Origin of the sequence: Pseudoalteromonas aliena SW19, from assembly GCF_014905615.1 — a bacterium.
Lineage (GTDB): Bacteria > Pseudomonadota > Gammaproteobacteria > Enterobacterales > Alteromonadaceae > Pseudoalteromonas > Pseudoalteromonas aliena.
Genome location: NZ_AQGU01000025.1, coordinates 953,229 through 976,768 on the forward strand (window position 1 = coordinate 953,229; position 23,540 = coordinate 976,768).

Here is a 23,540-nt window from a genome sequence, read left to right on the forward strand (position 1 = left end):
TTTACATACAACCAAGCCTTAGAGTTGATTTCAATAGTGAAATCAACTTTCAATATCTTTATTTAACACCTCTGCAATACACTACATAAACTATTTTAAAAACAAAATCATATGAACCATTCTTATGCCTAAAATTGTTTGTTTTTGCTATTTTTACTTAGCAACTTAATGCAACAACAAAGGTGAAAAATATGAAAACCATTAATATAAAATTGATTAAACTCATTGTATGCTCATTAAGCTTATTATCACTTAGTAGCTACGCGGAATGTATAGTCAGTAAAAATGCCATTTTCCCTCAAAAGCAAGGTAGTATCGCTTTCTGGCAACAGTTAATCCGAGATTCGGATGATAACACGCTTGCTATATTCTGGGATCAGGGTAATTGCTTTATCTCAAAAGGCCCTCACTATGGTGGGACAGCGCCAGCTAAGGGCGATGGCTCTACATTGCATATAACTGTGCAAGATAGCTTTAGAACATGCCATGTGTTTAATCAAAAAGACAGTGCGCTAAAAACGCTAACGACTTGTCGCCCATAGTCCTGCTAAAAAACAAACTCAAATAGAATAGGTAGTCTCAAAGATAGTTTTGGCATCTAATTGAAGAAAATTCGTATACCTAAACTTTTCTTTGAGAGTACTTTAGAAGTACAACGGGGTAATGACTATACAAAATTTTTCTTATTCACATACTGATTAAAATATTAATGCTTATTTTTTAAATAAGTTTGTTCCTATAAAATGGGGTCATGAAAATAGTATTAAATAAATAGCCAATACCGCATATAAATACCTAATATGCGTGCCTTAAAAATTCTTTCTAAGAACGATATCAACCTGAAAAAACAGCTCTAACACTGTCTCTTACTTACGTAATTAAATAAGAGACACTATGAACCACCAGCTACATCAATAAAACTACCGGTGGTAAATGAAGCTGCACTAGAGGCCAAAAAATAAATTGCCGACGCAACCTCTTCCGGCTTTCCACCTCGACCTAGTGGTAACCCATGTTTTAACCTGTCAACTCTATTAGGCTCACCGCCGTCACTATGCATATCGGTATAAATTAGTCCTGGACGGACACAGTTAACACGAATATTTCGCGCTGCAAGTTCTTTGGCAAGGCCTATTGTAAATGTATCTATCGCCCCTTTTGAAGCAGCGTAATCAATATACTCATGAGGGGAACCTGTTTTAGCAGCCCCAGAGGACACATTCACAATACTGCCCCCTGCAAGCATCAATTTAACAGCCTCACGGCTACATAAAAAAGCACTCGTAATATTGGTGGTCAACACTGTGTTTATTCGCTCTGCACTCATTTTTAACAAAGGCATTTGTGGTTTTAAAATACCGGCATTATTAACAAGTACATCCAGCTTTCCAAATATGCTATATAGCTTTTTAAACATTGCGACCACTTCAGAGTCTTGCGAAACATTTGCCTGTATGATCTCTACGCAAACACCATAGTTTGATGCTTGTTGTGCGACTTGTTTTGCGCTTTGGTGGTCGACATTGTAATTAATACAGATATCGTAACCATTACGTGCAAAATGAATTGCTGTTGCAGCACCAATTCCCCTGCTTGCCCCTGTTATTAAAGCTACTGGGTTATTTTTCATTCGTTGCTCTGGTTTGAAGTTGATGCGCGGCTGTAAATATTAATTTAAACCGTTCACACACTAAAGGCATTGTTTTATTACACTGAAATGGAGTGTCTGCAAGCTCACGCTGATAATAGGCCCAATGTACTTTATTCCAATAAGCAAGGCTCTTATCACCCTCCCCCTCTAAAGCGGCATACGCCGCTGTAATTTCATTATAAGGAGTAATAGTGACATCTGTGGTTTCAATTATACCCAGAGGCTTTCCTTGCCAATTAGTGAAAATATTTAAATCACCGACTTGAGGTAGCGCTTCATTATTGTGTTCAAACCAATAAAGTGACGACGTAGTGGCCGTTTTCACTTTTTGTAAAACAAGTTGTGCGCAGTCGTTTGCATCTATTTCGTTATCACAAAAATACCAAGCAGGAAGTGAACTTATAGCCTGATCAGTTTCTTTATTAAAATCACTGATCAACAATGCTATTTCTGTTTGATTATTTAAGGGCTGCAACAACTGAAACCTCAACAAGTAAAGCATCTCGTGCCATTTTAGCTTCAACACAGGCACGTGCAGGGGCATACCCTTGTGGTACCCATGTATCCCATACCGCGTTCATATCAGCAAAGTAATCCATACTTTTCACATAAATGGTCGCGCTTAACATATGCTTTTTTGAGCTACCCGCTTCATCAAGTAAAGCCTCAACTTTATCGAGCATAGTTTTGGTCTGCTCTTTTATACCTTTTGTAGCGTCGGCACATACCTGCCCACACAAGTAAACTGTGCCATTATGTTTTACAATGCGGCTCATTCGCGCACCCGTTTCAAGGCGATCAATCATCATTTACTACTCTATATTATTTGATTTATACATTTGCAGGGGCGTTTATACTTATATATTGGCTACGTTGAGTTTGCTCATCGTAGTGAATTACAGCAACGGCTCCTGTATTAAAAATAGGCATGTCACCTGAGCTTAATTGATCAACTAAATAACTCACAATAGGCATATGCGCAACGACAAGCCATGTGTTGCATTGAGGATGTGCAGCAATCAGAGTTTCCAAATAATCAGCAGCAATTTGTGATTTACCTTCGGGTACTAAATCACTTGTTGTTTCACTAAATTTAAATGTGTTATTTTTTGCTACATTCTGTGCTGTTTGCTGTGCCCGAATGTAAGGACTAACTAACAAAGCATCCGGTTGATGAACTTTGCTGAGCCACAAGCCCATTTTTTCGGCCTCTGTATGCCCTAATTGAGTTAAATTTCTGGCTGCATCGTCAGCCTGCATCGGTGTTGCTTCGCCGTGGCGCATTATTAAGATTGTTTTCATAAAAAATCAACCGATTAAAGAATATAAAACAGTAGCCAGCCTGCCCATTTGTTCGCTATATTAACAACATAAAGCTATTTATTTCTAAAGTAGTTCTTTCATGATATTCAGGTCAATCTTTTAGCATTATTTCGCTACCCTGAAGCTATCATCTGTTGTTAACAAGTAAACGTTTCGTTTCAGGAGCATCATTTGAATATCAGTCGCAATGATAACAGAGCATACCGTGCCTTTACACTGGACAATGGTCTAAAAGTACTCTTAGTGCAAGATAAAGATTCAACTAAAGCCGCTGCATCTATGGCTGTTAATGCTGGCCACTTTGATGACCCTGTTGATAGGCAAGGCCTTGCACACTTTTTAGAACATATGGTTTTTTTAGGCACCGATCAATTTCCTGAATCAGGTAGTTTTAATAACTTTGTGTCTCAGGCTGGTGGAAATACAAATGCATGGACTGGAACGGAACACACTTGCTATTTTTTTGATATAAACAATCAAGAATTTAAACGTGCACTGCAGCAATTTAGTCGCTTTTTTATTGCTCCACTACTCAACCCAGCAGAAACAGAAAAAGAACGTAATGCGATTGAAGCCGAATTTAAATTAAAAATAAAGGATGATGGTCGCCGCATTTACCAAGCGCACAAAGAAACAGTAAACCCTGCTCACCCCTTTGCTAAATTTTCAGTCGGTAATTTACAAACACTTGCAGATAGAGAACGCTGTATAAGTGATGAACTACGTGATTTTTTTAATACTTTTTATCAAGCACAGTGGATGACCTTAGTTATTTGCGCCAACGAAGAACTCGATACGCTGCAAGACTGGACTAACACGTATTTCAATCAAGTAAATGGTCATAAAAATCTTAAAAAGCCAGCTATCAATGAGCCGCTATATCGTAAGCAAGACATAGGTAAAATACTCCATATTGAGCCGCACAAGCACATGCAAAAATTGATTGTCAGTTTTGCGATGCCAAACATTGATGATTTTTATCGTCATAAAACGGTGAGCTTTATTGCCCATTTACTGGGCTATGAAGGAGCAGGATCGCTTTACTCTATTTTAAAAGAGCAAGGCTGGATAAATGCACTTTCTGCCGGAGGGGGGATTAACGGCAGTAACTTCAAAGACTTTAATATTAGCATGGCGCTAACTGACGAAGGCATTGAGTACTTTGAAGACATTATTGAAGTGGTCTTTGAGTATATTTGCTTAATAAATACCAATACAGATAAGTTACCTCGCCTTTATCAAGATAAAAAAAACCTATTACAAATAGCTTTCGATAACCAAGAAAAGTCTCGCTTGATTGACTGGGTCAGTAATTTAAGTATTAACATGCAGCATTACGACGAATGTAACTATGTTCAAGGTGACTATTTAATGGAAGGCTTTAAAAGAGCGACCCATGAAATGGCCATGCAATGGTTAACGCCAAATAATATGCGTGTTGTTCTAATACACCCTGACGTGGAGCCTGAGCATAAAACAGCGTGGTATAACACACCTTATAAAGTAGAAAAAGTATCATCCAGCTGGCTCGACGCGCTCAGTGATATAAATGAACCCCTTAATGAAATGCTATTACCGACCGCAAATCCTTACTTAACCAAAGAAGTGGTATTGTTTGATATTGAAAAACCACAAACTCAGCCAAAATTGCTTGTGAAAGAGACCGGCTTTGACTTTTGGTTTAAGCAAGACAATACATTTAGAGTCGCTAAAGGTCATTTCTATTTAGCGATGGATTCCGACTTTGCAGTTAAAGACGTAAAACACATGGCACTGACTCGCTTATTTACTGATTTATTTATGGATAGCGTAGGCGAGCAGTTTTATCCAGCAGAACTTGCTGGACTTAGTTACCACCTAACCTCGCATCAAGGTGGGTTAACCCTTCACACTGCGGGCCTTTCTTCTAGTCAGTTAGAATTAGTCGATCAACTCATTGATGCCCTTTTTAATGTCGAAATTTGTGCAAAGCGCTTCGCTGAATATAAAAAACAACTAGTGAGGCACTGGCGTAACAGTAACCAAAATAAGCCTGTTAGTGAGTTATTTAGCATTTTAGGTGCCAAAGTAATGCCTTGGAATCCACAACCTGGAGACCTTGCATCTGCATTAAAAAACACAAGTTTTCAGCAATTTAAGGAGTTTAGGCGGGACTTTTTTAAAGCGCTTCATGTTGAGTCATTTTTACACGGTAATTGGCAGCAAGACGATGCTATTGCATTTCAGAAAAAAGTCGCTGCCCATTTAAAAAATGCTACAACCATTGATGATTTAAGACGCCCACTATTTGAAATCAAAAAAGTGACGCGTTACGAGCTAGAACTACCATGTAACGACCATGCAATGGTTATTTATTATCAGGCCCAAACGAGTAGCGTAACGGAAAAAATAAAGATGATGGCACTCAATCATCTAATAAACCAAGACTACTTTAACGAACTGCGCACCACACAGCAATTAGGCTATTTAGTAGGTGCGGGTTATGCTCCTTTTAATACCAGAGCTGGTATTGCCTTTTATATACAATCACCCACGTTTGATACCAAGACACTTATCCACAGGCATAACTGTTTTATTAGCCAATACTTAAATACTATTGATAAAATTGATGAACATATTTGGCAGCAACAAAAACATGGTTTAACAACCCATATTGCTGAAAAGGATAAGAATTTACGCCTACGTTCGCAGCGCCTTTGGCTTGCTATAGGCAATAGAGATCATGAGTTTAATATGCAACAGAAGCTACTGAAGGCATTAAATGCTCTCACCCTTGAAGACATAAAAAAATATGCTGTTCAACTTTTTGATGAAGATAGGCCAAGGTATGAACTTTTAAGTTCTGCAAAGGTGAGTAAATCACAAAATATGCCAATTTATTCTCATTCTCTTTGACTATTGGTCAAGCTTGATTTAAGTTATCGTTTGTAAATTATAAGTAATAAAAAAATGATAAAAACAATAACTATAAGACTAAGTTTGTCACTTGTATTACTTGCTTACTCATTTGAGCTTTGTGCCTTCGAGTCATCATTTAATTACAATTCAGATACAATACTATTTTTAGCAAGCGCAATTATTGCGTTTGCTTTGCCCTATTTACTGTTTAATATTTTTAAGCTCAGACGTTCGCGTCAAGAGCTTTGTCTCTCGCAAAAACGCCTAAAAAGCACGGTAGAAGGCAGTGGCGATACGCTATGGGATTGGAATATAAAAACGGGTGAAGTTATCCGTATTAATGATAAATATTTGATGAATTCAACCACATTACTTGGATTCCCCCCAAATAAAAGCCTAATTCATCCCCTTGATGTTGCCAATGTTGAACTTCTCCTTAAAAAGCATTTTGCTGAACAAACCGTTTTTTTTGAAGCAACGTACCGCATTAAAGATACTTTTGGTCGTTGGCACTGGGTACTCGATCGTGGCAAAATAATCGAAAAAGACGCCAACCTATCTCCACTTAGAATGACTGGCACTGTTCGCGATATATCACAGTTAAAGTCGACTGAGGAGCGTTTAAATTTATTTGCTAAATGTGTAGAGTCACTAACCGATGCATTAGCAATTTATGACAAAAATTTTAAGTTAGTTGATATTAACCCTAGCTTTTTAACGCTTTTTGGTGGCCAGCGTGATCAATACCTTGAAAAAGATTTTAACTTACCTGGGTATGAGCAAAGCTATATCAATAACATTATTGAAATTGTCCGCGAAACCGATCATATTCAACAAGAAGTTAAATTGCGCAATAGTGAGCGTGTTTTACTTCCTATTGAGATTTCAATTGATGAAATTAAAAACGATCAAAATCAAATCACTAATTACGTTGTTGTTTATTCAGATTTAACTGAGCGTAAAAAAGCAGAGTCGCAGCTGCATAACTTATCAAACAGAGACCGCACTACCAGCCTACCTAATCGCAACTTATTTTTTACTGATTTACACAAGCTGGTTAAGCTACATTCGCACCATGCGTTATTAGTATTTGATTTAGATAACTTTAAAAAAATAAATGATTCGTTAGGCCATCAATTAGGTGACAGTTTACTTGCAAAGCTGGCTATGCGTTTAAATAAGCTAACCCGTGAGAATGATGTATTTTATCGTTTAGGCGGTGATGAATTTGCCTTAGTCATGTCGGACACTAACGATATTCATATGATCACGCGTATGGCCAAGCAATTTTTAGCCGCCATTGCGACACCGTTTAAAATGGCAGGCCACGAACTTGTTATCACTTCAAGTGTCGGTATTGTGCTGTTCCCCGAAGATGGGAATACACCTGAGTTATTATTAAAAAATGCTGACACTGCTATGTATCATGCGAAAAAGAAAGGTAATAGCTATTTATTTTTTAACGATACAATGAACCGCCAAGCAGTTAAACGTCTGCAAATAGAGAACTTAATGCGTTTTGGTTTAAAAGAAGATCATTTTGAGGTGTATTATCAACCAAAAATGAATATCCGGACCGGTAAGCTAACGGGCATGGAAGCATTAGTACGTTTTATTACTCCCAAAAAAGGAATTATTAGTCCTGGTGTGTTTATACCGATTGCAGAAGAAACAGGACAAATAATAGAAATAGGTGAAGTCGTATTAAATAAAGCCTGTAGAGACGTTAAAGAATGGCTCGATAGCGGTTTATTTAACGGCAGAGTTGCCGTTAATTTATCTGCAAAACAATTTAGCTTACCGGACTTAACATCGCGTATTGATGTTATTTTACAAAAAAACGAATTACCTTCATACTTTTTAGAGCTTGAAATAACCGAAGGTACGGTAATGGATGATCCTAAAGAAGCAATTTCCATTATGCGTTCGTTAAGTGCACGCGGTATTCATTTAGCAATGGACGACTTTGGCACAGGCTATTCATCGTTAGCGTATTTAAAACAATTTCCACTTAACACGCTCAAAGTTGATAAAGCATTTATAGATGATATGAAAAATGAGCGTGGCCGCAATATGGTCGACTCAATAGTGACTATTGCGCATAACCTTGATTTACATGTTGTTGCTGAAGGTGTTGAACAAGCCGATCAAATAGAAATACTTAAAACCCTAAACTGCGAAACAGTCCAAGGGTTTTATTACTCTAAACCTTTATCAAAAGCTGAATTTACTGCGTTTTTAAAACAACAACAAAGCAAAGCAGCGCCAAGCTTAATTAGAGAAGAAAAAGTCGTAGCGGCAATAAGTTAAGAGTTCCAAATACATGCATTTTGACCAGTATGGCGGATCAACGCCCGTCGATAGTGCAGATTAAATAAACACCATGCAGCAGGCCCCAATAAACCGCCTAAAAATACCCAGCGCTTTACTGGCATGCCTTTTTTTATCGCTTCTAAATACATAACAGCTATAAATACGCAGCTTAAAAAAACAAAAAACAAACCTACTCCTAATACCAATCTGCTTATATATGGGGTCTATTTAACATTAAGAAAATTACGCTAGAACTAGGCAAAAATTTTAGTATCTAGTTGTTCTAAATAAAAATTTTTAACGACCTTATAGTGCAATTTAATTCGTTAAATTGATCAAAGATTTATGCAGCTTGGTATAACACCACTTAAAAATAAGGCGAGCATTTTAACGTCTATTTGACCAAATTTAAAGCAATAAACTCATGACATAAAAAAGCCGAGATAATAAAACCTCGGCTATTAAAACTACAATCTATAGCTTATATCAATATTGTTAAAAACATGTTCACTTAAGTGAGCTACTTTTCAGCACGGCCCATAAATTTATGCTCAACGGTATTAATACGGATACGGTCACCTGTTGAAATATGCTCTGGAACCGAAATATTTAGGCCAGTAGACATACGTGCAGGCTTAGAGCGAGCACTGGCAGAGGCACCTTTAATAGAAGGGTCAGTCTCTTCAACGACCAGTTCAACACTTGAAGGAAGATCGAGCCCTACAGGTGCGCCATCAATCACAATCACATGTACACCTTGTGTTTCTTCATTAACAAACTGAATCTCTTCAGCTATCGCGTCTTTGTTTAAGTTATATGGCGTGTAATCTTCATTATCCATGAATACATACTCGTCGCCATCAACGTAAGAAAGCATCACCTCACGGCGTGTTAAATCGGCAAGCGTTAACATATCACTGTCTTTAAATGTTTCGTCAACTTTACTGCCCGTTACTACGTCGTATAAACGCATACGGTATAAGCTGCCACCAGCACGGCCTTGTGGAACAGAACGTACAATATCTTTTACAACTAAAACTCGGCCATTAAAATCAATGGCAGTACCCTTTTTAACATCACTCGCCTTTGGCATTGGTGAATTCCTATTATTTTTTTGATTGCGAGAAACATACCACGAACTGAGGAATCTTCAATAGAAACAAAACAACTTAGTGATACTTTTTAAAAATATGTGGCTCAGCGCCGCTAATAGCGGCGCTGATCACACTACGCATCAACTTAAAAGCGTACTTTTATCCCCGCTGATAACTCACTTACATCATTTTTTGAAACTTTATAATAAGTATACTTTAGTAATAATTCAGTCTGTTTATAAACCGAATAACCTAAAGCGGCACCAATATAAGGTTTCGTAGCGTGTTCTTTATACTCTAAACGAGCTCCATCCGTGATGCTACTTTGTATTTTATACTGATGACGATAAGCGCCTAAAAATACCTTTGTACTTAAAGATTCAGCAAGCATATGTCGGTAACCTACTTCAGCTGCCACCCCTTTTGGTAACACCGGTACAAAGCGTGAATAATCTTGATGTAATTTATCTGCATCAGCTTTCACTGTTTGGGCAGTTAAATCGGCTCGACCTTCACCTAAATCAATATATCTTATAGCGACTTCCCAATTGGGTGACAGGTCATAATAAGCGCCAATTGACCAGCTAGTATCAGTATCATCAATAGAAACTAAATTAGCCTTGTTGTCTTTAGTTACTAAAGAATGCTTTGCTTTAGACTCACCTAGCGTGGCCTCAAACGACCATGTATCAGCCATTGCACTGGTGCTAATTAAGCAACTGGTCGTTACTATTGCAAAGCTTGGAAGCATTGACCTTCTTCGACTAATAACAAGTACTGAAATCAGCAATAAACCCAAACCTCCCATACTTCCTCCTGATGACTTATTAGTGATGGCCACTGATTTAACAGCGCTAACCGTCACTTTTACTTGTGCTGTAGACTTTGCACCTTTGCTATCTTTTATTGTGTAATCAATAATATCAACACCGTCGAAGCCGCTTTTGGGTGTGTATTGTAAAGTGCCGTTAATGTTAATTGTTACTGTGCCTTGAGCTGCAACTGCATTAACGACAAATAATTCATCACCATCAATATCTGAATCATTACGAAGTACATCTATTTCTATCGATGTGTTATCTGTGGTTGTTGCCGAATCAAAAACAGCTGTTGGTGCATTATTTATAACTAAGTTAACTTTAACTTGGCTGTTTGATGTGCCCCCTTTGCCATCACTAATACTATATTCAATAATCGCAACACCAACAAATCCAGCTGGTGGGGTATACAGTAACTGCTCATCAACAATACTTACATCACCAAAATCAGCCGTCGCGCCGCTTAAAGTAAGTGTATCGCCGTCCATATCTGTATCATTTTTTAATACATCAATAGTCGTTGATTCCCCTGCACCAATTGTTATCTCATCTTGATTAGCCTCAGGAAGCTGGTTCGATGTGCGAACAATTGCAACACCACCAGGGTCGACTATTGAGCGATTCGCTTTGCCATCGTCATCATTAGGGCCACCATCAACAATTTGTAATTGCACACACCAAGCGCCTTCAGTAAGCCCTTGCGCCCACTCACTGCTTCTTGGTGGAGGACAATAGCCAGGTTCACCCGCTGTAGAGAGTAATTGGTTGTCACCTGATGTATCAAAATCAATCCACTGTCCCTCTTTTAATTTTCTGTAAACAGAGTTTTGTGAGATTGGTTTTCTTTGCGGTATTACTATGCTGTAAGTATCTCCAGCATTAGGTAAACCTGTTGCGATAAAATCAAATAGTCCGCCTGTATTTATCGCGCCTTCATCTTCAGGTAATTCACTATCAAGCAACTGAACACCGCCCGTTGCATTTTGTGAAACTGTAACCCCTTTTCTAACGCAAACGCCCGGCTCGCCTTCTACTAAGAACTTATCACTGTCTTTAACTTGTTCTTGCATGACATTACATTCACTAATTGCATCTAAATAATCAGGAATGCCATCACCGTCACTATCACCGTAACCTTCTTGTGCATCTGGGATAAGGTCACCATCGGAATCTTCCTGCCCTAGCGCCTCAAGTGAGGTTAATACTTCAACGTAAACATCTTTTGTTGTTGAGAGACTTGGCTCGCCAGAGTCTTGCGCTGTTACCGTTACTTTATAAATACCAGGAGTTAGTGATTGTGTTGAAAAAACAAATTCGTTTTCATTTGCGCTTGTATTAAGAAGTTTATTATCCTCTGATACCCACTTTAACGTTACGTTATCGTTCGGATTTGCATCCTGAGCAACAGCTTTAATCGTGACAAGATCATTACCTATGGTAACAAGTGATCTTTGTTGAGAACCTTGTGTAATACTGGTACTAATAGTAGGTGCTACATTATTTTCAACAATAGTGATTGTTGCTGAAGACTTCGCACCTAAATTTAGTGTATCTGCCAGTGTAATTACAACGGTTTCATTGCCTTCCGTTTCGGAGTCTGCATACGTTGTAAAATTAACTTGTCCCTGCGTGCCACTGTTAATAACCAACTCTGACGACACTAAATCATGATCAGAGCTATCAGCAGTACCCGATACTTCATAGGCAATGGTCACTGGATAACTTGGTGCTTCACCATTTAAAAACACATTAAAGCTATGTGTTTTATTCTCAGCTATTTCGCTATTTTTACTAAGCGAAATAAGCGGACTCACGTTTACATTTTGCGTTGCGATTGCTTCAAGCCCGCTGCTGTCTACAGCTTTCCAGTAAACTAAATGCTTACCTGGCGCATACAACAAACTTGGGTTAACTAATGAAACCGCTAATTTATTACCTTCGCTATCCGTTGCCGAAGGGACACCTAACTTGACCTTAGTAAACAACCCTTTTGCATTAACATCAATATCAGCCGGCGTTTCGATCGTTGGCACATTGTCTGCTTGATTATTTAACGTTAATGTTGCTGTTGTTCTACTTGTTTCTTTATCAGGGTCTTCAATCAAATAGTTAATTTGAATAGCCCCTTTAGTGCTTGCCTGAGCCTGATAAATCAGCGATCCATTTTCAATTCGCACCGACCCCACGCTTGCATTGGCGCTAACAATAACTAATTCATCGTCATCAACATCTGTATCATTAACTAGCACATCAAGTGGGTAGCTATTATCAGCGTTGCTATTTAATGAATAACTATCTGGATTGGCAATTGGCGCATCATTAATAGAAGCTACCGTAAAGTTCACCGTGGCAATAGCAGATTTTTCCTTTGTATCATCTGCAAGATAATTAAAACTATCAGGGCCAAAATAATTTGCATTAGGTGTATACGTGAATGTATTGGCTTGTTTGGTTAATGTACCAAATTGAGGCTGCGACACAGCGCTAATTGTCAACGTATCTGAGTCCACATCCGTAATATCAGGGGAAAAACTGATATTAGAATCTTCATCAAGCTCTAAACTTAAATTCGACGCAACCGGAGCACTATTTGTTGATACCACTTCTAAATTGAAAGGTGGCAAGCTTGCTTGCTCGCTACCGTTACTCACAGTAATGGCGATATTAGGGTAGAGCCCTACGTCAGTTTTAACGGGAGTACCCAATAAATTACCCGTCGCGCTACTAAAACTCGCCCAACTTGGCTTATTAGCAATACTAAACGTCAGTGCTTTATTTTGTGGATCCGTTGCTGTTGGTGTAAAGCTATAAGCCTCACCTTGGTTTACTTTTGTTACTGGTGCGCCACTGATTTCAGGGTTAGTTGGTTTAGGCGCTTCAGTTACGGTAATAGCAAATGATTTTTTAAAGGTCGCAGCACTATCGTTTGTTTGTATACAAACAGTGTAAATACCCAGTGGCAATGCGGCTTTTGTTTCTAACGTATTGCCATTGATTTGGAAAGAGCTATTGCCTGTACTTGCAGTACAGCTGCCCGCAGCCAATGACGTTGATGAAACTAACGAATAAGTATGACTGCTCGAATCGGGATCAGTCGTTGTTAATAATCCAACATCAGCACCGGCACCAACAATTGATTCACTAATCGTAGAGCTTGAAAGGTTGATATCAGTAGGTGCATTGTTTTCACCCACGACGCTAACTGTAGAGGATCCAAAACTGCCAATTGCTCTATCATCGCCACCATTAGCTGTGCCGCCGCTGTCTTTTATTGATGTAAGTGTAACAACTCTATTATCGGTGGTTGGTGATTCACTGGTGTTTTTATATTGTAAAAACGGCACATAGTTTTGCCATACCGCAGCTGAATCGGTTGCGCTAACCGTTACCGTTGCTGTTGAACCACTTAACGTGACCACGTAGCTAAAATTAACGGCTCCCGAATACGTGCCCGATGCATTATGCTCTAAGTTGATAAGATCGGTGCCAAATTGAAGGAACTCATGACCCGTGTCTTTTACATTAGTTATTGTTAGTGATATTTGTTCAATATCTTGCCCACTCTCAACCGTACTAATAGAAGCTGAAGAGAAAATCCCCACTGCTGAGCCATTTTCTGTAAAGGTTGGATTAGCCCCCACTGCTGATACCGTAGGCGCATCGTTAACCGAGGTAATAGTAACTGACGCCTGATTAGTACCTGTGCTATCTACGACTCCATCATTAAAGGTATAGTCAAGCACAGTTGCATTTAGAGGAATATCTGAGTTATTGGCGTAGGTAATTGCTTGCGCAACAGAATCTACGATTGCAGAAGTAGCATTGCTATTAAATGTTAGCGTTAAAGTGCCTGCCGAGTTTGTGGTAACAGTCCCTATATTATTAGCATTGTAACTAAATGTATTGCCTTCAGTTAACGTCCCTAATAGCCCCGAATGACCAAATCGATCTTCGGCACTCGCACCGCCGCGTCGTCGAATAGTTAAGCTAGCATTGTTGTAATCCCCTGCGTTGCTGTTAAGTGCATCAAGCTCTGCATCTGCAATGGTCATATCACTATCAATGGTGACTGCACTGAAACCTTCGATAAACGTAGCACCGCCATTAAGCGAGCTAAATGTAGGTGCTGAGTTTGCTGAAACAAATGTAATGAGCGTGTCAGAGCCGCTATCAGCAACCGTAAAAGCTAAATCATTGCCAGGCGCATTAGTAAGTGAAAGAGTCAGTTCAGAAATATTAAAATCGGTGGCGTTGGTATCTACTTCTAATGTACTCGTGCCATTAAAACGCACGTTACTGGCTGAAAGCCCTGTAATACCAGCAATAGTAATACGATCGCCTGCGGCTAAATCGGTAATGGTATCGCCTGATAATTGAGATGAGCTACCTACAAAATTATCATTACCTGCGTTACCTGTTAACGTATCTGTACCAGCGCCTGGGCGTAAAGTATCAGCCCCAGAGCCGCCTTTAAGTACATCATCACCATTAAAATCTGATGAGGTCATTGTTAAAATGTCAGCGCTAAATGCACTTGCATCTAGCGTCACTGCAGCTGTAATAGCACTGCCACTAGCATTAGAAAAAGACACAACGCCAGCATCAGTATTAAAATTATCGGTTAAGGTGATAGTCGTGTTGCTATTAGTGCCGATTGCCAGATTTTCAATACCCGATACCGTGGTGCTGGAAAAATTAAAAATACCACCATCCATAAGTTTTAGCGTATCAGCGCCAGCAGAGCCTGTAATGGCAGTATTAAAATCATTAATATTATTAACATCAATTGCTACTGTCGCTGTAGAGGCTAAGCTTAATGTACCAATATTAAAGAATGAGCCAGAAGTCACGTCAGCACCGTCAGTGACACTCACCTTATCTGCAGCATTTAGCTCTGAGGTTAATGAACCACTAAACCCAGCGCCACCAAGTGCAAAGGTCATTGCTGTATTACTAGATCTATCTATTATACTTTGAGTCGCTGAGACTATCGTAATTGTTCTACTGTTTGAAGAGTCATCAAATACGTTGTAAGTTTCAACATCACTGAAAGTAGAAAAATCACCATCGCCATAAACATCAATTGTTTCAGAACCTATTGCAGATATAGTGCCTGTAAAACCTGCATGTTGCGAACGCGTTATTGAAACCCTTGCACCACTGCTAAGTGTTAGGTTTTCAATATTGGAAACTGTTGCAGCGGTAATATCTCCCGTATTACTGATAGACAGCGTATCGTTAACGCTTGCTTCACCTGTTATTGTGCCAGTAAACGTTAATCCACTGACATCAAACGTATTTGCGTCGGTTGTTGATGCGCTTGTTACATTAACAGACGAAGAACCTAACGTAATTGTTCGTGTATTTGTTGAATCATCACCAACGTTAAACGCTTCAATATTGCTAAGTGTTGTAAAGTTACCATCACCCGAAACCGTAATCGTTTCAGCGCTTGGCGCTGTAATCGCACCTGTAAATGTACTCACTTGCGCTGCAGATAAAGCCACCGATGAGTTTGCTGCGAGGGTTAAGTTTTCAAAACTAGACATTGTAGCACTTGTGGTGTCGGCACCTGTTGCCATGCTTAATGTATCGGTACCACCATTTGCATTGAGTGTACCTGTAACCGTTAAACCTGCAATATTTAGCGTATCATTGCCCGTGCTGCCGGTTATATTTTGTGAGCCATTTGATAAGGCAATTGTGTTTGCACTACCGAGTACATACGTTTCAATATCATTCGCAGCAATTAAACCATTAGTTGCGTCTGAAATGGTAATTTGATCAGTGCCTGAGCCTGTGATTGTAGTAAACGCGTTATGCTGCGCTACTTTCATAGTCAGAGATCCACCGCCGCTCAGATTAAGTGTTTCAAAGTTTGAGATTGTCGCAGCGGCTATACTTGCACCATCGATAAGTAGAAGTGTATCAGTACCATCCCCACCATCGAGGGTTCCTCTGTACGCAAAGTTAGAAATATCGACTGAATCAGCTAAATTACTACCTGTAACCGACTGGTCTCTGTCTACAAGCGTTAATGCAATGGGTGTGTTCAAAACGTATGTTGCGATCGCGCTATTTGCCGTTAAATTTGCATCGCCCCCACTGCCTGCTGTAATCGTAAAGACAGGAGCTCCGCTCCCCGAAATCGTTGTAAATTGCTCATGCTGCGCTTCACTTAGCGTTAAAGTAGCGCTGCTAGGCACTGATAATGTTTCAAAGCCTGTTAATGTAGTAAAAGCCGTTAAATCGGATCCAGTCGGAACGTGAATGGTATCTGTACCAGTACCACCATCAGCCACTGAACCTGTAATATGTGATGGATTACTTATCGTTAATGTTTCGGAGTCACTACTAAACGTTATTGCCGGATTTAAATTTGTACCATCTAAGGTGCTAAAACCCGCTGCTGTAGAGCTAGCTGCTGTAAGATTAGCCACTGAAATTGTCGCGGTACGGCTAGTACTGTTTTCAGTGCCATCATTGATAACAACTGATACTGTCCGCGAAGTTGTGTTGGGCGACGAACTGGTATTGTTATACGTGATTGCTTTAAGGAAAGTGGTAACTTCAGCCGTTGTTGCAGTTGCACCTGTAATAGAAATTGTATCTTGTAAACTAATATCTGATGCACCACTAATTCCACTCAGTGCATTTTGCGCACTGGCAGATACATTAAGACCTTCTGAGGCGCCATCTTGATCATTTGTTAATGCAACGGTTATTGTTGTTATTGAGTCGCCATCACTATCACCGGCTTCAGCATCGGGTGCAATATTTACAGCACCACTACCTTCGGTAAATGATACTGAACTCCCTGTACCTGGAATCCCACCATTTAAATCAACAACAGGCGCTGAATTAACAGGAGTTGAAGACAAGTTAGTGATGGCAAGGTTGTCAATTTTTAACCAGCTAAGAGTAGAGTTATCAGAATAAGCTATTTTTAACCATTTTATTTCTGTAAATAACGCACCAGAAGCATTTACAGTCTCGCTGCTACCGCTCGGTAAAGTCCCGCTATCCGCTACGCCTCCTTTATCCGTTGTTAGTCGTATAACTCTATTAATACCACTTGAGTTATAAACATATAAACTAGATAAATCAAACGTTTCGTTATTTGTAAAATATATTTTACTGTATGTCTGAGTTGATGAGTCTGTAGATATATAAACATAGCCCGCTGAAAAATTATATAAATCTTGACCCCCACCAGCCCCAGACTTAACTTTTATGCTGTAGCTGGTACCCGGTATTATATAACTCTTATTATTAGCGTATCCCGTAGGTACATTATCAAAATTCAATGTACCATCAAACGCTAACACCTCAGAAAAGTCAATCAAGGCTCGCTCTGAAAATGGTCTATCAGCAAAATCGACATCCCCTTTAACTATTTCTAAATCCCAATCTCCGCCTTTATGACTATTACCGGTTAAATCGTTAGAAGCGGCTACATCAAGCTCCGTTGACTGACTAAAGAGTGTTAAAAATTGATCGCCTTGCAGACCCTTACCAATGTCACAGCCATAAAAAAAAACATCCCCACCAGGTTTTACAGCCCCCTTAAATACCGCCATAAATTGTGGGTTACTTTCAATAACCGCAGTATTTATTTGGCTGTTACCTAGTTGTAGCTCGCCACTGCGCCCATGAGAAAATATACTCACGCTCTCTAACTGTTGGTAACGACCAAGCAACTCTTCAAGTTGATTTATACCTGATTCATCAGCATTGAGTTCAACAATCTCTGTCTCTGCATTTAAATCGCTATAAAATAAGGCTTTATCAGGTACTCCCGCATCGATAATGACTAGATGGTTAACACTGCTTGCAGCAGTTAACACAAGATCATCAGCCTTTGCCTTAAATGAATTAATACTTGGCACTATAAGTGGGGTGAGTTTAAACTCTGATTGCACTGGCACTTGTACACTCTGTGCAATGCCTGCGGTTTGAGTGAGCCCTAAAACCGAACCGACAACAATAGAAATAGGCGATAAGGAGAATTTCAGCATGTATTCAATCCTTTAATATATTTATGGAGAACAACGTTTTTAATACCATTACTGGTAAATTAAGGTGTTTTTTGTGTTATTAAACTTGCGTTACTGCCTTGTGGTTCTAACCAAAAAGCCATATCACTGTATTTTTTAAATAGTTCAGGAGGGAGTACAGTTTTGCGACCGGTAAACTCCACTTTACTTTTAACTTGATGTAAGCCATCTGCGCCCAAATTTTTATCAAATTCACTGGCGTTATATGTCACATTTTCAAAGTCATGCGCAAAGTTCGGTAAGCCTAAAAACTGATAAATTAGAGCCACACTCTTTTCAGGTTTACTTACGAGCAAATCGTAGTCGATCAGTAATAACTGATCCGAAAACTCACCATAAAAACCTTCTTTTAGCGCAGCCCAAGCACTACCAAAAGGCCCTTGATTAGACGCAATGTGCTCACAGCGGGTATACACGTTTTGTCGTGCTGCGGGGGAATAAATACGGCTAAATTCAAGACTGTTTTGCCTATAGACACGTTCAAAACTGTCCATTATCCAAGCTGGATTTCTGACTAAACAAATCACTTTAAAATCATTACCAAATAAGGAATTTAAGATATTAAGCTTTGCAGTCCACAGTCTATTGGTATCAAAAATAATGGGCTTTTCAACATCTTGGTAATACCCAGACCACACCCCATGACATATATTCAAGCGCTGCGCTGAACTTATGCTACTAGCAAACTCACTCCCAGCTCCCATTTGCTCAAGTAAACTAGTAACAAAACCAGCTACAGGGGTTGACATATCGGCATGAAAATCGGGGTTTTGCCGTAATATACCAGCCAATAATGTTGAGCCCGTCCTCGGTAAACCAGCGATAAAATGATAATGACGCGACATAAATAGTTAACTCCGACTCGGATAAATCCCTTGCATTGCGATGATATGATGCATAGCAACAAATGGTGACTGAGAATAAAGCGATTGGCCACCACCATGTAAATTAACGATACCTGTTAAACTATTCGCGGGCAGAGTTAGGGCAATGTTATCTTGTGCTGGAACATCAAATGTATCAACTGTCACATTACCAATACTGATCAATGAACTTGGTGCCGTAGATTGATATATTTTTTCTTGTTTATCAGGCCCACCACCAGCAACAACCGTAGCAAGTACTGCACCTGCTGTTGGTTCTCCACTATTAGCATCTTGTGTTGTTGCAATGTTTGCAGCTCCCGTTACTCCACTTATCGTCTGCCCAGGAATACTGACAGAAACTGACTGTGCAAAACTTGGCAATGCAATCACACTTTGCATCGGTGGCAAATTATTAGATGTAATTTTACTAAATTCTCTTCCGCCAAGCTCGCCCCACTCACGACTGGACAAGCCAGCCCCACTACCAACACCTACCGGTGTACGTCCTCTGATATCTGGTAACGCCATTGACGAACGGCCGTCACCACCATAAATAGTACCAACAAGTGAAAAAAGGGCGGTATTTTGAGCAATACTCAATAGCTGTCCTGCACATATAGCCCAACCTCTAGGGGCAAAATTTCCTGCAAAAATCTCCACTTCGCCTAAAAATGGGTCTGCGCTCATAACGTATTTCCTTTTAAAATAATTTATATAATTACAATTGCATACCAGCTGTAATATTAGCTAAAGATGCAAAACGATAACCTGAAATACACCCAAACTGACATGAAACAATATCTAATGCCACTGAGCCTTGTTTAGTCTGCACAACTAACCCTTGTGACTTGTCAATACTTAAGACCGTACCAGCTGACTCTGTGAATGAGGCTTGATCAACAAAGGATGCTTGTAGCACATTAAAATCACCAAATTTACCCGATAAAATAAAGCCACCATAAAGCGGGTTACCCGCTCTTGCCGCCGCGACTAAATCAACCGCGCTGTACTGTTCAAAAGACAATGTTAAATTATCATAGTTCAGGGCTGTCGCGACCTTGATTTGTTCAATGTCGGTATCTGATTGCCAATGCAAATTATCAAATTGTTCGAAGAAAATACTCAACACTTGTGGGATTGCAGATGCAACGCGAATAGCAAGGCTTTGATAAGTATCAAATGGATGAATGGCTATACTCTGCTGTAACGAAAATTGTAGGGGGTGTTCGCAGCTTAAGCGATAAACAGTTAGTAACAAATTATCTTGATGCTCTCTAATTTGCCAGTAGAGTGGATCAGTACCTTGATAATCTGATAACTTTGCAGGGTAAATTCCATAAGCATTACCATGAAAAAAATCAATAATCGTTTGACTTTGAGTTCCCGCATTAAAACAGCTCAAGGCCATTGATACTTGCCAATCATCGAGTTGTGCAAGCAACGTATCATCATTATTCCATACTGAAAATTGTATATTTTGTGATGTGCAATGTGCTTGCAATTGACCAATTTCGCTTTGCATGTTATTTGTTTGCGTTGGCACTAATACTACAGCGACTAACAACTGGCGCTGTATCAACATATCAATCGTAGGTATAGATAAACAACTTGAAGTAAATAACACCACCTTGCTAATTTGCTCCATAGTGTACCTCTTCGTCAGCTTTCGTCGGCAAAAAACCTGTCAAACCGGTAAGCTTATAATAAAAATCTATTTTATCTTTTTTTGTAAGTAATAAACCATCTACTGCGGGGGCTTTTGGTACAAAATCAATACATACCGAAAACATAGGCAATGGATGCGTAATGCCTGACTGATATTGCTGTAACCAATGCCCATTATACGTCATTACTTCAGCGTAAAGGACAAGCGTTAGTTCACTTACATCAGTGGCTGTTTGAGGAATAGAAACTGTGTTACAGCGTACAACTTGTTGTTCCCCAAGAGCAATTATATCTAGCGTGAGCAAACTATAACGATCAAGAGTTAATATATTTCCCAGCTCAATTCTTTCATTCAACGTATCTTGATTTAATATCGGATTCGCAGCATCGCTTTGCGGTTGCAGCCACTGTTCAACATATTCTCGTTGGCAATTAACTAATGCAGCATTAACCATGATTTTACACGGTAACATTACTCCATGATGGCTTAATTGAGAGGCAAAGTTTCTGCATATACTCAAATGAGCTTCTTTAGAAAAACCATGCTGAAATGCCTCAGCAATAAAAATATCAAACGCTTTGTTACCTTTAAACAAAGCAGCATCAGCCTCGTAAATGCCATCGATATAGTCATTAAGTTGCAACTCATTAACTAACACCTTGAGAGATTTGATCGCTCCAGGTTGAATATCGACTAAAGAAATGCGTACTTTTTGTGGTGAAATAATTTTTTGCTGATCCATATACAGCAAAATAGGTAATAATAACGGGGCGAATGGCCCACAAGCTGGGTAGACAATATTTATTTGCGAATCCCGTTGTTGTAAATCATTAATAAGCTCAAAAATCCCTTTGTAGAAACGGGTGTTGCGATGTACATCTTTTATTGTTGTTGTGCAGTTTAAAACCGACATCACTAGGCCATGTTGATTAATATACTGTTTTGTCATTTCAACTTCATGCAATTGAGCTTGCCTAAGGACTTTCATTGCTTCTTCGTAAGCGTCAACAAAAAGTTTTTCAATTAACACAGCATCGTCTCTTTCAGTCAGTGCTTGATCTGCGATTGCTAAAAAAGACTGCTGTAGAGTCAACGCTGTAGCTGGTTGCTGTTTAAGCAAACTAATTTGATCGCGCAGTGCCTGATTAAGTAACCCAGTTACAACTGGCTCTTCACTAATACATGCGGCTGACTTAGACAATTGATGGTGTAGCACCACACACTCCTTATAATTTATAATATATATTTCTTAGCGTACAATGATGTAGCAATTAAACTGTGAAGCCATCCATTTTATCAATATTATTGATTGCACAACTTGATCATGTATGGCCTCAAAAGCGTTCACTAATTAAAGGTGTTCAACTTGGGCGTTGTTCAGTTGTTAATTTAGATTTTAGAAGAGACTCAAGCTGGGTATGTATTGAATGTTTTAATAGCTCATCAATGCGGGGCTCTGCATATTCCAAACACGCTTTAGGGTGAGAGCTATATGTTTTCATAATTAAGCATTTCCTTGGACTTTGATTACCATGTAAAATATTCATTCGTTAATACTACATTCAGCTAACATTTTAACCCACAAGGCTTAGAACGCAATTTTTTTTGCATAAATATCAATAATAGTTACTTTAAATAATAAACTAAGAAGAAATTACTAAATCATTGATTAAATGGCATTTATAAAAAACAATATGCCACAAACTTGCTGTAAAAAATATTACACTTTATTACACGGCATTGTTTATTACTCATAGCGAGTCTTTAGCTACTTACTTTAATGGAGCCATGTTTATATATTGTACAATACGAGGTCTACTTCCCTTATTTGGACAACTACCGTGCGGTAATGTATGTCGCCAAACAATTAAGCTACCTGCTTTTGCCGCTAATGGAGTGCTGTGGCATTTATCGAAATCAAAAGAGTGTGGATTAGTATTTTTAGGTAAGTTAGCTAGCCAGTTATCTATTTTTTTATGAAAGCCAGGTACACAACTAAACGCACCTTGCTCAGCGGCAACGTCAGTAAGGTACAACAACCCTTGCGTTGCAAAGGTGAGTGGTTTATTAAAGTTTATATCCCAGTGAAGATTTGGCCCAGGAAACTGCCAACTTTCTGTCTGCGGTGGATTAAAACTAATCCTATCAGTGCTTACTATTAAGTTTTCTCTTCCCCAAAGTTGCTCAAAAACATCTCGAACTTGAGGAAGAGAGCGTATAACTTGCATGGTTATATCATTAAATATTTGTACCATAATCCCCTGTTTATGCGCATGACAGCTATACCATGAAGCGGGGTTGTTTTTATCCATTTTTAAACGTTCATAAAGCATATTACAAACGTCTTCACATAATTTTTTTGACACCAACGCTGGAATAATAACATAACCATTATCATCCCAGCTTTGCCACTGCAGTGGCGTTAAAATATAGTGACGAGGCGTCTCTACTGATGCTGTTTCATTTTTTATGTCTGTTTCCTCAAAAAATGAAACAATGTTTTTATTAAGCTGATTTCTTTTTGCGTTTGAAATAACTCTGCCATGCACTTTTTTTACCCAATTTTCAAATTCGAAAAAACTATCACTCGCAAAAATAGACTCTATAGCCGGAGTGAGCCCTAAACCTAAAGTGTCAATGATCATGACATCAAGCGACCATTCGTCTTCTATTATTTTTTTATCCGCACAGCCTTGTTTTTGTAACTGTGCTTTGTGCCACATTCGCTTTAATTGAAATAGGCCTAAGCCCCCAGTTTCTTTATAACAAGGAAGTGTATTCTGCGTTATTGTGTGCGGAGGTGGCACTTTTGCTATCAACTCATTTTGCATAATAACTCCTTTTTCTTGCCTGA

16 protein-coding genes are annotated in these 23,540 nt (G+C 39.1%); 3 read left to right on the forward strand and 13 right to left on the reverse strand.

Annotated features, from left to right (window positions below; genetic code table 11):
* Nucleotides 1-191 precede the first annotated feature (191 nt).
* Nucleotides 192-542, forward strand: a complete 351-nt coding sequence (locus PALI_RS09890; RefSeq protein ID WP_138586245.1) for a hypothetical protein — start codon at nt 192-194, stop codon at nt 540-542.
* Nucleotides 543-892: 350 nt separating this feature from the next.
* Here PALI_RS09890 and PALI_RS09895 read toward each other — a convergent pair whose 3' ends face one another.
* Genes PALI_RS09895 through sixA form a run of 4 tightly spaced genes read right to left on the reverse strand, consistent with a single transcriptional unit; the run spans nt 893 to nt 2,953 of the window.
* A complete protein-coding gene (locus PALI_RS09895; protein ID WP_138586244.1) occupies nt 893-1,630 on the reverse strand; it encodes an SDR family oxidoreductase in 738 nt (245 codons plus the stop codon).
* A complete protein-coding gene (locus PALI_RS09900) occupies nt 1,620-2,126 on the reverse strand; it encodes an ASCH domain-containing protein (protein WP_193155721.1) in 507 nt (168 codons plus the stop codon). Before PALI_RS09900 ends, PALI_RS09895 begins: the two co-directional genes overlap by 11 nt.
* Nucleotides 2,110-2,460 carry a RidA family protein gene (locus PALI_RS09905; protein WP_138586242.1) on the reverse strand — a complete coding sequence of 117 codons (351 nt, stop codon included), beginning with the start codon at nt 2,458-2,460 and terminating at the stop codon, nt 2,110-2,112. Before PALI_RS09905 ends, PALI_RS09900 begins: the two co-directional genes overlap by 17 nt.
* Before the next feature lie 22 nt (nt 2,461-2,482).
* On the reverse strand, nt 2,483-2,953 hold the full coding sequence (gene sixA / locus PALI_RS09910; protein WP_182701255.1) for a phosphohistidine phosphatase SixA: 471 nt from the start codon (nt 2,951-2,953) through the stop codon (nt 2,483-2,485).
* Between the two features lie 192 nt (nt 2,954-3,145).
* Here sixA and PALI_RS09915 point away from each other — a divergent pair, with 192 nt between their 5' ends.
* Together PALI_RS09915 and PALI_RS09920 are read left to right on the forward strand one after the other, a co-directional pair.
* A complete protein-coding gene (locus PALI_RS09915; RefSeq protein WP_193155722.1) occupies nt 3,146-5,869 on the forward strand; it encodes an insulinase family protein in 2,724 nt (907 codons plus the stop codon).
* A 54-nt stretch (nt 5,870-5,923) separates the two neighbouring features.
* On the forward strand, nt 5,924-8,182 hold the full coding sequence (locus tag PALI_RS09920; RefSeq protein WP_193155723.1) for a sensor domain-containing protein: 2,259 nt from the start codon (nt 5,924-5,926) through the stop codon (nt 8,180-8,182).
* On the opposite strand, the gene PALI_RS09925 is transcribed toward PALI_RS09920, so the two are convergent.
* The 9 genes from PALI_RS09925 to PALI_RS09965 form a co-directional block, all read right to left on the reverse strand.
* Complete coding sequence (locus tag PALI_RS09925; protein ID WP_138586238.1) at nt 8,179-8,373, reverse strand: hypothetical protein; 195 nt, start codon at nt 8,371-8,373, stop codon at nt 8,179-8,181. The genes PALI_RS09920 and PALI_RS09925 overlap by 4 nt on opposite strands.
* Before the next feature lie 332 nt (nt 8,374-8,705).
* Nucleotides 8,706-9,278, reverse strand: coding sequence for an elongation factor P-like protein EfpL (gene efpL / locus PALI_RS09930; RefSeq protein WP_077538539.1), 573 nt, complete (start codon nt 9,276-9,278; stop codon nt 8,706-8,708).
* 146 nt (nt 9,279-9,424) lie between these two features.
* Entirely contained in the window at nt 9,425-18,115 is an 8,691-nt protein-coding gene (locus PALI_RS09935; protein WP_226894536.1) for an Ig-like domain-containing protein, read from the reverse strand.
* A gap of 59 nt (nt 18,116-18,174) precedes the next feature.
* Nucleotides 18,175-18,999 (reverse strand): sulfotransferase family protein, encoded by an 825-nt coding sequence (locus PALI_RS09940; RefSeq protein ID WP_193155724.1) that lies wholly within the window; start codon nt 18,997-18,999, stop codon nt 18,175-18,177.
* Nucleotides 19,000-19,005: 6 nt separating this feature from the next.
* Nucleotides 19,006-19,707, reverse strand: coding sequence for a phage tail protein (locus PALI_RS09945; RefSeq protein ID WP_193155725.1), 702 nt, complete (start codon nt 19,705-19,707; stop codon nt 19,006-19,008).
* 31 nt (nt 19,708-19,738) lie between these two features.
* On the reverse strand, nt 19,739-20,665 hold the full coding sequence (locus PALI_RS09950; protein ID WP_193155726.1) for a hypothetical protein: 927 nt from the start codon (nt 20,663-20,665) through the stop codon (nt 19,739-19,741).
* Entirely contained in the window at nt 20,652-21,902 is a 1,251-nt protein-coding gene (locus PALI_RS09955; protein ID WP_193155727.1) for a hypothetical protein, read from the reverse strand. Before PALI_RS09955 ends, PALI_RS09950 begins: the two co-directional genes overlap by 14 nt.
* Before the next feature lie 145 nt (nt 21,903-22,047).
* Complete coding sequence (locus PALI_RS09960; RefSeq protein ID WP_193155728.1) at nt 22,048-22,188, reverse strand: hypothetical protein; 141 nt, start codon at nt 22,186-22,188, stop codon at nt 22,048-22,050.
* Nucleotides 22,189-22,458: 270 nt separating this feature from the next.
* Nucleotides 22,459-23,517 carry a phytanoyl-CoA dioxygenase family protein gene (locus tag PALI_RS09965; protein ID WP_193155729.1) on the reverse strand — a complete coding sequence of 353 codons (1,059 nt, stop codon included), beginning with the start codon at nt 23,515-23,517 and terminating at the stop codon, nt 22,459-22,461.
* Nucleotides 23,518-23,540: the final 23 nt, after the last annotated feature.

Coding starts and splice junctions, on each gene's coding strand:
- sixA (WP_182701255.1), bottom strand. CDS start 2,953: ATGAAAACAATCTTAATAATGCGCCACGGCGAAGCAACACCGATGCAG.
- PALI_RS09935 (WP_226894536.1), bottom strand. CDS start 18,115: ATGCTGAAATTCTCCTTATCGCCTATTTCTATTGTTGTCGGTTCGGTT.
- efpL (WP_077538539.1), bottom strand. CDS start 9,278: ATGCCAAAGGCGAGTGATGTTAAAAAGGGTACTGCCATTGATTTTAAT.
- PALI_RS09965 (WP_193155729.1), bottom strand. CDS start 23,517: ATGCAAAATGAGTTGATAGCAAAAGTGCCACCTCCGCACACAATAACG.
- PALI_RS09890 (WP_138586245.1), top strand. CDS start 192: ATGAAAACCATTAATATAAAATTGATTAAACTCATTGTATGCTCATTA.
- PALI_RS09945 (WP_193155725.1), bottom strand. CDS start 19,707: ATGAGCGCAGACCCATTTTTAGGCGAAGTGGAGATTTTTGCAGGAAAT.
- PALI_RS09905 (WP_138586242.1), bottom strand. CDS start 2,460: ATGATGATTGATCGCCTTGAAACGGGTGCGCGAATGAGCCGCATTGTA.
- PALI_RS09940 (WP_193155724.1), bottom strand. CDS start 18,999: ATGTCGCGTCATTATCATTTTATCGCTGGTTTACCGAGGACGGGCTCA.
- PALI_RS09950 (WP_193155726.1), bottom strand. CDS start 20,665: ATGGAGCAAATTAGCAAGGTGGTGTTATTTACTTCAAGTTGTTTATCT.
- PALI_RS09895 (WP_138586244.1), bottom strand. CDS start 1,630: ATGAAAAATAACCCAGTAGCTTTAATAACAGGGGCAAGCAGGGGAATT.
- PALI_RS09920 (WP_193155723.1), top strand. CDS start 5,924: ATGATAAAAACAATAACTATAAGACTAAGTTTGTCACTTGTATTACTT.
- PALI_RS09960 (WP_193155728.1), bottom strand. CDS start 22,188: ATGAAAACATATAGCTCTCACCCTAAAGCGTGTTTGGAATATGCAGAG.